General features: G+C 45.7%; 7 protein-coding genes and 6 pseudogenes. 10 read left to right on the top strand and 3 right to left on the bottom strand.

What is annotated here, in order from left to right:
- Nucleotide 1: 1 nt before the first annotated feature.
- From VL20_RS00005 to VL20_RS00015, 3 pseudogenes are all read left to right on the top strand, one after another.
- Nucleotides 2-554, top strand: a pseudogene (locus VL20_RS00005) (class I SAM-dependent methyltransferase); the annotation flags it as partial.
- A 99-nt stretch (nt 555-653) separates the two neighbouring features.
- Nucleotides 654-1,207, top strand: a pseudogene (locus tag VL20_RS00010) (YqeG family HAD IIIA-type phosphatase).
- A gap of 469 nt (nt 1,208-1,676) precedes the next feature.
- A pseudogene (locus tag VL20_RS00015) lies at nt 1,677-2,462 on the top strand (ECF transporter S component).
- Nucleotides 2,463-2,787: 325 nt separating this feature from the next.
- Here the strand turns inward: VL20_RS00015 and ilvC are convergent.
- The 3 genes and pseudogenes from ilvC to VL20_RS00030 all read right to left on the bottom strand — a co-directional run bounded on the left by ilvC (nt 2,788) and on the right by VL20_RS00030 (nt 5,745).
- Nucleotides 2,788-3,776 (bottom strand): annotated as a pseudogene (gene ilvC, locus VL20_RS00020) (ketol-acid reductoisomerase).
- A 305-nt stretch (nt 3,777-4,081) separates the two neighbouring features.
- Complete coding sequence (locus VL20_RS00025) at nt 4,082-4,303, bottom strand: hypothetical protein (protein ID WP_052275223.1); 222 nt, start codon at nt 4,301-4,303, stop codon at nt 4,082-4,084.
- 119 nt (nt 4,304-4,422) lie between these two features.
- Complete coding sequence (locus tag VL20_RS00030; protein ID WP_052275224.1) at nt 4,423-5,745, bottom strand: tetratricopeptide repeat protein; 1,323 nt, start codon at nt 5,743-5,745, stop codon at nt 4,423-4,425.
- 540 nt (nt 5,746-6,285) lie between these two features.
- Between VL20_RS00030 and pilM the strand changes: the two are divergent.
- From pilM to rbfA, 7 genes and pseudogenes are all read left to right on the top strand, one after another.
- Nucleotides 6,286-7,398 (top strand): annotated as a pseudogene (gene pilM / locus VL20_RS00035) (type IV pilus assembly protein PilM).
- 19 nt (nt 7,399-7,417) lie between these two features.
- Nucleotides 7,418-7,666, top strand: coding sequence for a hypothetical protein (locus tag VL20_RS32010; RefSeq protein WP_284525942.1), 249 nt, complete (start codon nt 7,418-7,420; stop codon nt 7,664-7,666).
- Between the two features lie 437 nt (nt 7,667-8,103).
- Nucleotides 8,104-8,427 (top strand): hypothetical protein, encoded by a 324-nt coding sequence (locus VL20_RS32015; RefSeq protein WP_284525943.1) that lies wholly within the window; start codon nt 8,104-8,106, stop codon nt 8,425-8,427.
- A gap of 595 nt (nt 8,428-9,022) precedes the next feature.
- Nucleotides 9,023-11,111: pseudogene (locus VL20_RS00050) on the top strand (secretin N-terminal domain-containing protein).
- 440 nt (nt 11,112-11,551) lie between these two features.
- Nucleotides 11,552-11,680 carry a hypothetical protein gene (locus VL20_RS32020; protein ID WP_283160162.1) on the top strand — a complete coding sequence of 43 codons (129 nt, stop codon included), beginning with the start codon at nt 11,552-11,554 and terminating at the stop codon, nt 11,678-11,680.
- A 12-nt stretch (nt 11,681-11,692) separates the two neighbouring features.
- Nucleotides 11,693-11,890, top strand: a complete 198-nt coding sequence (locus tag VL20_RS00055) for a DUF751 family protein (protein WP_002737592.1) — start codon at nt 11,693-11,695, stop codon at nt 11,888-11,890.
- 41 nt (nt 11,891-11,931) lie between these two features.
- Complete coding sequence (rbfA, locus tag VL20_RS00060; protein ID WP_002735717.1) at nt 11,932-12,324, top strand: 30S ribosome-binding factor RbfA; 393 nt, start codon at nt 11,932-11,934, stop codon at nt 12,322-12,324.
- Nucleotides 12,325-12,420 lie beyond the last annotated feature (96 nt).

The following is a 12,420-nucleotide window of genomic DNA, read 5'->3' on the forward strand; positions in this document are numbered from 1 at the left end:
TGCCCTAGCGGTGGGTGGGGAGACCCGTTTTCGGCAATTGGCCCTAGAAGGTTTAAAAATCGCTAAAAATGACCCTATCCTCGATCTCTGTTGTGGTGCGGGTCAAACCACCCGTTATTTAGTACCCCTATCCGATCGCTGTGTCGGTTTAGATGTCTCTCCCGGGCCTTGGAGCGAGCTAGTTTAGCGGTGCCGCAAGCGCATTATGTGGAGGGATTAGCCGAAAAAATGCCCTTTAATGCCGGAGAATTCGCCTTTGTTCATACTAGCGCCGCTCTCCACGAAATGGAACCGGAGCAGTTAGAGCAAATCCTTAAAGAAGTGTATCGAGTTCTCAGACCGGGGGAATTTTTGCCCTCGTGGATTTTCATCGACCCACTAACCCGCTTTTTTGGCCTTCTTTAGCCCTATTTTTGCAATTATTTGAAACCGATACCGCTTGGCAGTTTATCGATCGGGATCTGATCCGATCTTTACAGGCGATCGGTTTTCGTGATTGTCAACAAAAATTATACGCTGGTGGCAGTTTACAGGTGATTCGAGCGGCCAAGTAAAGGGATTGACCGGGCAAGATTTTCAGAGGCAGTCGGTCATTTATACTAAGTAGGGAAGCTGAGTTCGATCGACTCGGTGCCAGTTATTTTTGAGAAGTAATGACTAGAGCAAAAATTCTACAACCCGATTTAATTTTAGGGGATACGATTCTCGGTCTCACTCTGGAGATTTTGAGTCAGCATCGGATTAAGGGATTGATTCTCGATGTGGATGATACCCTTGTTCCCCTCCAGGAAACGGCGGTTTCTGACGATTTACAGCGTTGGGTCGATTCCTTGCGTCTTGATCTACCGATTTGGTTGGTCAGCAATAATCTCAGTGAAAATCGGATCGGTGCGATCGCTGATAATTTACAACTTCCCTACCTTCTCGGTGCGGTGAAACCCTCTCGACGCAAACTCCGGCAAGCGATGGCAGCCATGAGTCTTCCCCCCCAACAAATTGCTATGGTTGGCGATCGCTTGTTTACCGATTTTTAGCGGGAAATCGTCTGGGAATGTTTACCATTCTGGTGAAACCAATGGTAAATCCCTTGACGGGGGGGGCAGCTTATCCAATCCACGATTTTGAGGTGTGGATATCACAAATTCTCGGCGTTTCCCTCCATCCGCAGCATTACTTAATAAAACCTGACCAATCCTCACAGAAGTAAATATTAAAAAATAATTAAGTATAGAGGAAACGATGGAAAAGTAGGAAATACTATAGACAATTTGAAATGAGGTCAGCCGAGATAAAGACCTTAAATATATGAAAGTCAGTAGATAGAAGGTGCCAGTTTTTGCGGATATACGCCAAAAGCTGGCTCTACTGTTTTTGAGTTTTATCTGTTTGGATGTCATACTATAGCGGTTCTCACACTATGTGGCACAGTTAAACCTTTGCTGAACAAGCTTTTTAACATCGATAATGTACCTCTTGCGAACAGGAAACGCTATAAATCCAGTTGTTAAAGACTGATTATTTATTCTCCGTTTTGCATGGGTGCCTGTCCTGGTATGTAGCCCATACTCAACGGATTTAGGATCACATTACCGTGCGCTGTTATCGAAAAAATCAATAATTGCCCGAAGAAGATCAAACCAGAGGATGATAGAAAAGTTAGAATTACCCTTGCAACTATGACCCTAGATATTATCCCGAAGGGGAAGAACGCAAAGTGGAAGCTGTCAGTAGTGCCGCCATTGATGGTGCGCCGATCGCCTATATTGTCGTCTTAGCCGCCATTGTCACCACCCTTTCTTTTATTCCCTTCTCCATTGTCCTCGCTTCTGGCGGTAGTATGCCCCTCAGTCAAGCGGTTTTTCCCCTCTTGGGTTGGTTACTCGGCCCGATCGCTGGAGCGATCGCTAGTGGCATTGGGTCCTTAATTGGGGCTTTCCTTGCCCCTACACAGCAGGAATTCCCGCTATTTCGGTCTTTGGGGCGATTTTGTCTAGTTTTGTGGCGGGAACGATGGTTTTAGGCAAAAAACGCCGTTATTGGTGGTTAGGATTAACGTTAATTTTTCTGATTCCCCTGTTTATCTACGCTAACCGGGCGATCGGACTGAACGGCATTTCGCCACGAATCTTTATTGCCGGGGCTTTCGTCGATTGGTCAGCTTTGGTATTATTTATCCTACCAACCCGGACTCTTTTTACCCATTGGATCAAAGGCAGCAATTTGGCCCTAGTAGCGGCGGGAATTTTTGGGGTACCTGGACCGCCAGCGGCCTCTCCCATTTAGGGGCCGTCGCCATTACCTACTCGATTTTTAACTGGCCCGAAGAAGTCTGGATCGCTTTAATTGGGATCGTTCCCCTAGAAAATCTGATTCGTTCCTTTGTCGGTATGGTGATCGGTTGTGGTGTGATTGCCGGTTTACGGGCGATCGGTCTGGTCAAATCACGAGAGGCGATCTACTAGACCTCTTGTAAAAATCAAAAATTGTTGTTAGGGTTAGGAGTCAGTAGCCGTCGTCGGAGTCAGGAGAAGAAAAAAGACAAGAGACGACTAGACTATCCATAAAACCTAAGATTATGTCGAATTTATCCGAGCTTTTAGATATTGTGACCCAATAGCGGCTCGATAACTTATTTTTGCAGGAGGGCTACTGAAATGGGAATACAGCAGTTATCTTAAATGGTGACATAGGAGTTTTCCTTTTGGGGTGTGGGGTGTAGGGTGTCGGGACGGACGCAAGGGCAAGAATTGCCGCGTTGCGTCCAACCCCCACCGAAAAAAAAGAGAACTAGCGTTTAAGCCAACTCATCATTGCCCGCAGGTCTTGGCCGACTTCTTCGATCGAATGTTCTGCTTCTTGACGACGCATAGCGGTGAAACCCGGTTTACCTGCTTGATTTTCGAGGACAAACTCTCTGGCAAATTGTCCCGATTGAATTTCCCCGAGGATTTTCCGCATTTCGGTCTTAGTCGCTTCCGTCACCACCCGCGGACCGCGAGTGTAGTCACCGTACTCGGCTGTATTGGAAATACTATCGCGCTTTTGGCCAAACCGCCTCGACGATCAGATCGACGATCAGTTTCACCTCGTGTAAACACTCAAAATAGGCTAATTCGGGCTGATAACCAGCTTCCACGAGGGTTTCAAAGCCAGCTTTAATTAAAGCACTTAAACCACCGCATAATACTGCCTGTTCGCCAAAAAGGTCGGTTTCTGTTTCCTCGCGGAAAGTGGTTTCCAAAACCCCGGCCCGAGTGCCACCGATACCTTTAGCGTAGGCCATCGCTCGATCGCGTGCTTGGCCGGTAGCATCTTGATAGACGGCGAATAAACAGGGGACTCCTTGACCTTGTTCGTAGGTGCGACGGACGAGATGGCCGGTCCTTTGGGGGCAACCATAACCACATCGACATTATCCGGGGGAACCACTTGACCGAAATGAATATTAAAGCCGTGGGCAAAAGACAAAACCTTGCCTGGGCTTAAATTCGGGGCAATTTCGTGGAGATAAATCGTTTTCTGCACTTCATCCGGTAAGAGGATCATGATCCAGTCGGCAATTTTAGCGGCTTGGGCCACATCATAAACCGGAATACCGGCTTCTTTGGCTTTGATTGCCGATTTACTGCCGGGATATAGACCAACAATCACATTAACGCCACTATCCTTGAGATTTAATGCGTGGGCATGACCCTGGGAACCATAACCAATAATAGCGATCGTTTTCCCGCTAATAAATCTAAATTGGCATCCTCATCATAGTACATTCGTGCCATCGAACTCGCTCCTTAACTTCTTTTGTCACTGTGCAAACTCCTAATTATACGGGAAAATCACGCCCGTCAGAAGCATTTGAGCGCCGGTTTCCTGGAGTCACGAAAAAATAGTGTCTAAAAAAATGAACTAGGCTAATCCGCTTCGCGCTTGATTAGCTTTGGAAACGCTAATCTCACAGATTTTGTGCTTTTGACGCTTCCTTTGGCAGACTTACCGTTTGAGTCCTGACGGCTCGACTAGGCAGCGGTTTTACCATCCACGTCTGACGACGCTAGTTCCTAACACCGTGGCTAAATATTTAGTTTTAGCCAGAAATATCTAAGGGACAAAACCTAATTGACCAATTGTCAATAGAGTTTTCAATGCGCTCACCCTGAGACTTTCTTGAGTATTTATATTTAGTGAATTGTTCGGCTTTTTCTGTCTTTTCCTTTGTCTTTTTCCACCTGCGGAATTTGGGTTGTATTGATTCGGACAATACCGATGAGCCTTTCTCTGTCAAATCTTGAGGAGTCTTGCGTTTCATTTTTGAATTGGCGTTGTTTTACTCCCTGATGGAATGAGCAGTTGAGGCAGCATTAACTTGAGCGATCGCATTTAAAGGTAAAGATTGAACAGGCCGAATGTTTTAGGTTTACCTTGAGTTTATTGCTGTAATTCTTTCAACAAATCTAAGACTTTTTGAGCTTGTGCTGTGTCACCCTGTTGCTGATATAAATTGGCTGCTTTTTCCAAGTCGGTGATCGCTTTTTGACGGTTTCCTGACATTTCATAGACAAGCCCTCGCAGGTTGTAAGCATCAGCATAGTTAGGATCGAGGCGAATTGCTTGGGTGTAGTCGGCGATCACTTTTTGATATTCTTTTAATTGACCATAGGCATTACCTCGAAAAAGATAAGCACGAGCATCGTTAGGATTGAGGCGAATTGCTTGGGTGTAGTCGGCGATCGCTTTTTGATATTCCCCTAACTCAAAATATGCGTCGCCTCGAAGAATGTAAGCAATAGCATCGTTAGGATTGAGACGTATCGCCAGGTTAAATTGTGCCAGCGATTGCACAAAATTTCCTTTTTTCCATTCCTCTATTCCATAATTAAAAAACAACTCGGCAAAGGCTAGTTTAGAATTAGGATTTGATCGAATGCTATCGATCAAATCCTGAGTTACTTTGATTAAATCTATGGTTGTCTGGTATGCTTCTGTATCTCCCTGTTTTTGAAGTAATTCTGCCGCTTTTCGTAGCTCTGTGATCTGATTTTCTAAATCTCCTAAACCCTTATATGCCATTGCCATGCCCATGTAAGCTTGAGCATAGTCGGGTTTGAGTTGAATCGCTTGGCTAAAATCGACAATTGCACCATCAAAATCTGCTTTGTCATATTTATCCATCGCCTGAACAAAAAAATCCTTAGCATTCCTTCCATTGGAAAAATATTGAGCGAGCGCGTTAGTAGTGGAGATACTTTGTTGAGGTGTTCTTAATTTATTCTGAGCAATTTCTCGGCCACTAATTGCTTGAGTGAAATTAGGATTAAGTCGTATTGCTTGAGCATAATCGGCGATCGCTTTTTGAGAATCTCCTAATTGATCATACAAAGTTGCTCGGTTATAGTAAGCTACTGCTGAATTGGGATTAAAGCGAATAAATTGGTTATAATCAGCCAGGGCTTGGTCATATTGCTGTAAACGACTATAGGCAATTCCTCTGTTGCCATAGGCTTGAGCATAGTTAGGATTAAGACGAATGGCTTCATTAAAACTATTAATGGCAGCCTCTAGATCACCTTGTTGTAATCTTTTTACTCCCTGATTGAAAAAGTCCAGAGCAGTTGAGGCAGCATTGACTTGAGCGATCGCATTTAAAGTAAAGATTGAACGGGCCGAGGGAGAGAAAGGAAGCCTAAACCGAGACAGAGGGTAATTAAGATAGAGAAAGGACGGAGAAACATGATTGATTTTCCTTGACAATGTTTTAGGTTTACGTTGAGTTTATTTTTGTATTATTTTAATAACTTCTAAGATTTCTTGAACTTTTGTCTTGAGGAGTCCTGCGTTTCATTTTTGAATTGGCGGGCTGTGAAAATGCCTCTTAGCTTAAAACCCGATGCCCGACCCCCGACACCCTGCCCCCACGAAAAACTTTTTGCCGCAACCCCTAACTAGGGAAAGCTGACTTGATCTAGTGGAGCAGAAAAAAAAGGGGGGGTAATGGCCAATTTTTAGCTTGGACTTGGTTCTTTCACCAAAATTGAGTACAATGTCACTATCAATAGGCACTTCCTCTCCTCTCACCCAGTTAAGATTAACCTCGATCTGAACACAGATAATCGGGTTATTTAGGGACGAAATAGCTTCTCTCCTTCTCGATTTTTACCTTTTCTGGGTAATTTACCCAGTCAGGATCGTTTATAGACTGATTTACTGCCTTGATCGACCCTAGATAAAATCAGGTCAAAAATTATTTGCTTTGTTAATCACTAATTCTCTTAGAGCTGCCCAGGAAAATCTATGGTAAGTTTTTTTAAAAAGCTATTGACAAAAAAACCTCAAGGTGTTGGGTTAGAGATCACCCCAGAGCGCATTAACATAGCTCAGATCGCCAAACAGGGACAAAATTATCAATTAGTTAAATGTTGTTCGTCGGATATCCCGGAAGGCATCTTTGAGGAGGGAAAAATCGTCGATTCCCCCGCTTTAGCGGAATTAATCCAAGAAGTCCTCAAGGAAAATAAAATTAACAGCAAACGAGTCGCTACTGGGTGTGCCGATGCGCGAGTCAATTATCCGGATGATCCCCATTCCCTCGGAATTGGACGAATCAGGAATTGCGAAATCTGGTCTTAAATCATGAGGGCTAGTTTATACCTTCCCTATCCTCGCGAGGAAGTGGATCTCGACTACCAAAAACTAGGCTACTTTCAGGATGAAGACGGGATCGAAAAAGTGCAGGTTTTGCTGGTAGCCACTCGTCGGGAGATTACCGATGCCTACATGGAAACCTTCCAACAGGCAGGATTACAGGTAGATGTGCTAGAAATTAATAGTTTTGCCCTAATTCGGACGATTCGCGAGCATTTGCGACAGTTTAGTTCCAATGAAGCCGCCGTTATTGTTGATATAGAATTGATAACACGGAAATTGCCATCGTGGTGGACGGCGTTCCCAATTTTCCCGCACTGTCCCCATCGGCACTTTCCAGTACAAAATGCCCTCTCCAGGGCGATGAATTTGCCCACCTCCCCGCAGTCCTGAGATTCTTTTGGGGATGACAATTCCGATTATTGCTTTGATAGTCTTAGCACCAATACCGGCACTTCCGGGGCCCCTACTAACGCCGGGATGACGGCACTGATGCGCGTTTTAGGGGAATTAACCGATGAGTTACGGCGATCAATTAATTTCTATCTTAACCAAAGTGATGACCTGGAAATCGTCCAATTACTTTTAGCCGGTCCCGGGGCGGTTTAGCGCACTAGACGAATACTTTACTCAACGTCTCAGCGTCCCACCATGGCAATCGATCCGATCGCATCACTGAACTTAGATACAACTCAAGAGATTCCTAATACCGAAAGACCGGGATTAGGAACAGTTCTCGGTTTAGGATTACGGGAGGTATAGACAAAAATTATGTATAGTCTTGACGTTAATTTTCTTAAGGATCGCCATCTTACCAAACGGGAAAGGAACCCCCGCAGCCAAGATTTCCACCGCTATTAACCTGCGTAAACAAACACCCCTGTTGATCGGTGTGGGAGTGGGGGCCGGATTATTGACACTGACGGGATTACTCGGTTTAATCCTCGGTTGGCAAACCAGCGAAACTCAGGCCCTAATTCAGCAACTGGATGCGGAATTAGGTCAACTGCAAGCCCAAGCAAAAAGCTAGAAGACATGAAGCGCAACTAACGGCGGTAGGAGAAGAAAATGAAGCTCTGGTAACGTATTCAATCAGATTAGGCCTTGGTCAGCTATTCTTCAGGAAATTCCCTGCCAAACTCCCCCTAGTGTCCAGCTAACCAGTGTGCAGCAGTGGAGGTTCCCGCTGCCCCAGATCAAGGGCAACAGAATCGGGCTACTCGCTTAAAAATCAGTGGTTTTGCCAGTTAATACGAAGCAGTCAATGATTATCTCTTAACCCTACAAGCTTCTCCTTTTTTACAGGGTAGGCAAACGGTGATCGAAAGTGCTGCCCTGGCCGATTACCCGTAGAGGTGGATAATCAGTACAAAATATTAATGTTACTTTCCCCAAGCGGTTCAATTTGTGATCACCGCCCAATTAAGTATACTCCCGCTACGGAACAACTGCCCAATCTCGCCCGGAATGGAGCGATCGGAGTTATCACTAGGATTAACACTCTCAAACGCCAAGGAGCCATTCAACCATGACTTTACCGAAGAATTTGAAGATCGGGAATTAGAGGAATTTGAGGAGTATCCTATCGCTTTCGGGATAACTTTTACTCCCCGCAATAGTGGCATCGCTGCCGCTGTGCTAGGTTTACTTGGCTCTTTCTATCTGCTTTTTAACTGGGTGATGCCCGCTTATGATACCTTGCAACAGTTGCAAAACGATGCAGCTGGCAAACAACAACAGATAGATCAACAAAAAAAGCGGTCTCGGACCGGCCGAATTAGCAAAAATTGAGAGTCAGTTGCAACAAAAAGAGGCAACTAAAACAGCAAATTCTCGCGCTTTTTGCTCAGAAAAGAACTTAAGCACAATTCTCTTAGATATTAGCAAGATCTTTAAGTTCTCGCAATGTTAAGCTGATTAGTTTCCAACCCCAAGTACTAGAACCAGTGGTGGTTTCGATGGTTCCCTCGGTAGCGCGGTTAATAATAAGCTCAAAACGTCAAACTCTTAACGTCAAGATCGAAGGGAATATGCTAACACTCAAGAGGTTATTCGGGATTTAGAAAGATTACAGCCGCTCATTTTGCTCAACAGTCTCAATACCAGATGGAAAAGGAAGGATCGGCGGTTCAAGTGGTTAGTACTGCAACAATAAAGCCACTATCGTTCCCCAAGGCGATCAACCCGTTACTACCACCTTTCTTCTCGATGTGATTATTCCTCTCAATGCTGAAGAATTGGCGAAATTAGCACCGCCCCCCCCGCCGAAGGTCAACCCCCGCCGAAGGTCAACCCCCGCTAGTCCGCGCCATAATAGTTTTCAATCCGGTGTGAGTGTTTAGTTTTTGTCCGTTGAATACCCCAATTGTTGAGGAGTGAAATTAAAGTGAATTCGTCCCGTTATGCTCTGTTTGTCCCCCAAATTGCCTCGTTTTATTGATGGCTCCCCTGAGCACTTTGGCCGAAACCCCCGAGTCCTTCGATGGTTCAGAGTTAAAATCGACTACATCAAAAATTGAATTTTCGCAAGAGTTTAGTCAAGAAAATTTACAAAAAAGACCTAAGAATTTCGTTCCACCCCCGATGCCGTACAAAAGGAGATCAGCGATCGCATTTTAGCTAGTGAAAAACTGCTCGCCCAAAGTGCGCCCCTTGTCCCCAACCCGAAATTATCATTCAAGGCGCACCCCAAGCCCCCGGCGCTCCCACCTACCCCGGGCCGTCGCCCCACCGGTGGGAGATATTGCCATCTCTAACATCGATGCTAGTGCCGAAAAGGTCAAATTCGAGCGTAATATGATTGTACCTCGTGTTTTACTCCGGAAGCTTCCGCTAGAGAAGTGTTAATGACCCTTGCTAACTATGCCGGTTATAACGTCGTTTTCACCAGCGCCCAGGGGGAAACTAACGCCACCTCTCAGACAGTTTCCTTAGAATTTACTAACGAATCGGTGGAAAACATTTTTAATGCCGTATTGTTAATTTCTGGACTCCAGGCCAACCGTCAGGGTACAACTATCTTTGTTGGGGCGCAATTACCCCAAGGCGCTCGTAATCTGATTAGCCGCACCCTGCGTCTCAACCAAGTTAAATCCGTCGCCGCCGCCACTTTCCTCGCTACCCAAGGGGCAGAATACCAGCGTTTAGTTACCCAAACCGAGGATATCGTCGATCCCCTCACCGGACGAGTCATCGGTCGCCGGGATGTTCCTCCCACCCTAGAGCCACTGGCCCCCCAAGAAACGAAAGGCTCAAAAGCTGCCTTACTTTTAACTGGTTTAAGAGTTGCCGCCGACGAGCGCCTTAATTCTATCAATTTAATCGGCGAAGCGCGGCAAGTCCAGATCGCCACCTCTTTATTAACCCAACTAGATGCCCGTCGCCGTCAGGTGGTAGTTAATGTCAAAGTTATCGATGTTAACCTACTCAATACAGACCGTTTTAACAGTAGTTTTTCCTTCGGTTTTAACGATGGTTTCTTTGTTCAAGATAACGGGGCGGCAGTGCTGAACTTTGGTAATATCAACCCACCCACTAGCTCGACTGTAGGCAGAGCGGGGGCTTTTGCACAGCCTGTTGTGCCGATTTTCGATATCATATCGGGTACGGGGACAGCAGAAATTCAACCTTTTTTTGACATTCAGAATGGCGCTCCCTTTGGCCGTGTTAACCAAGGACCCAATGACTTTTCAGGGGGTCTAACACCCTACTCGCGCCCTAGTTTTGGTCGCACTGTTAACCCCTTCCAACCCGGTTTGAGTGATGTTAATATTGACCCAGAGACGGGAATAATAGAGTACGAATACGAACCCCCGACCCTATTCCAATATCCCCAAAAATTCCTGATGACCCTGCAAGCCTCAATTCAGACAGGAAATGCCAAGATTCTCACCGATCCCTCCCTGGTGGTGCAGGAAGGTCAACAGGCCACCGTTAAGCTCACCGAGAAAGTGCTAGAAAGTGTGGCGACAAGTGTAGATCCTCTCAGTGGCGTACGCACCACTGTCCCTGTACTGGCCGATGCTGGATTAACTTTAGCGGTAAACATCGATCAGGTGGATGATAACGGCTTTATTTCCCTGTCGGTTAGCCCCACTGTTGCCTCTCCGGGATCTCCAATTCGATTTGATAGCGGTGGTCTGACAGTCAACACCCTTACCCCTCTGATTCGTCGGGAATTGACTTCTGGTTTAATTCGTCTCCGGGATGGACAGAGTTTAATTCTTTCCGGGATTATCCAAGAGCGCCAACAGAGTTCTGAGACAAAAGTGCCGATTTTAGGGGATATTCCCATTTTAGGGGCTTTATTCCGCAGTCGTACCAATCGCAACGACCGCTCGGAGGTGATTATTCTCCTCACTCCCAAAATCATCGAAGATACGGCCACCTCTACCCTCGGCATCAACTATCAACCGGGCCAAGATGCGGCGGAAATGCTTCAGCGTCAAGGTTTCCCCGTGCAGCCGCGACAGTAATCAGTAATCAGTTATATAGGGCTGGCTGAATAAATCTTAAAACCTTGTTGGATAAGACTTTTAGACTTTTTGTCAATCAAAAAGTACCCGGCATGGGAGTGATCAGGGGGCAAATTCAGGGACTTTTTCCCTGAAAATGGGTAAAACCCCAGACCCTGCCCCACGAAAAACTTTTTCAGCAAGCCCTAAATAATACTAAATCCGGTTATTCATCCCACGGGCAAAAAAATCAAGTTTGTCAGTTCCCCAAGAAACAACTGTAGGAGAGCCTTGGATTTCGCCACCCAGTGATTCCCATCCACTCCAATTGCTAGGACTTCCATCGCCCTAATTATGATGCACAGCCCCATCTTTTTGTCCGCGTATAAATACTTCTACCTTACCCGTTATCACTTTAGTTTTACCAGAAAAACAGATAGCGATCGGTCGGAATCCAGAGGATGTTTTTACCGATCCTTCTCTCAAAGGTTATCGAATTATCCTTGAACATGGCTGTGGCTAAGTCCCTTGAATCGGGCGGCGTGGCAGCATCGAAGCTTACTGCTATAATTACTTACGGACAAAGATAATAAATAAAATTTATGGGCGACTTTTTTGATAACGTGAGCCGTTACCCCCGCTATCTGATTAGCTTTAGTTTAGGGATTTTCTTCGCCTTTTTCGGCTGGTTGGCCCCTTTATTAAAAAATCCCCTCACAGCGATCGCACTTGTGGGTTTTCTGGGGGGAACTTTCGCCTTTCTTTATTTCACCCTCAAAGCCATGCTCGGATTAGCTTGATACAATGGTAAGGGTTTCGCTGTTTTTAGGGGACAAAAATTATGGCTAACGACCGTCGAGTATCTCGCGTGTCCTCGCTAATTAAGCGCGAGGTCAGCCAAATGTTATTAATGGAAATTAAAGATGATCGGGTCGGTGCTGGTATGGTTAGCGTTACCGATGTAGATCTCTCCCACGACCTACAACACGCTAGGATTTTTGTGTCTATCTACGGCAACAAAGATGCAAAGGCCGAAACTATGGCCGGGTTAAAAGCTGCTGCGGGATTCGTCCGGCGCGAACTCGGTCAACGCATCCGTCTCAGACGTACCCCCGAAGTGGTCTTCCTAGAAGATTCTTCCCTTGAACGCGGCGATCGAATGTTACACCTTCTTGATCATATTAAAAGCGATCGACCCCCAGAAGATGACGATTCCGATATCAGTGACCAGTGACCAGTAGAGGATAACTAAATTTAGGCAAAACTGGATTTAGACAAAACTGGGAACTTAAAACTTAAACCTGATAACTGATAACTGATAACTGATAAC

It is taken from the genome of Microcystis panniformis FACHB-1757 (genome assembly GCF_001264245.1).
In the GTDB taxonomy this organism is placed as follows: domain Bacteria; phylum Cyanobacteriota; class Cyanobacteriia; order Cyanobacteriales; family Microcystaceae; genus Microcystis; species Microcystis panniformis.

Bases quoted from the DNA above. Each gene is read 5' to 3' on its own strand.
- rbfA (WP_002735717.1), top strand. From the start codon at position 11,932: ATGGCTAACGACCGTCGAGTATCTCGCGTGTCCTCGCTAATTAAGCGC.
- VL20_RS32020 (WP_283160162.1), top strand. From the start codon at position 11,552: ATGTTTTTACCGATCCTTCTCTCAAAGGTTATCGAATTATCCTTGAAC.
- VL20_RS00025 (WP_052275223.1), bottom strand. From the start codon at position 4,303: ATGAAACGCAAGACTCCTCAAGATTTGACAGAGAAAGGCTCATCGGTA.
- VL20_RS00055 (WP_002737592.1), top strand. From the start codon at position 11,693: ATGGGCGACTTTTTTGATAACGTGAGCCGTTACCCCCGCTATCTGATT.
- VL20_RS32015 (WP_284525943.1), top strand. From the start codon at position 8,104: ATGGAGCGATCGGAGTTATCACTAGGATTAACACTCTCAAACGCCAAG.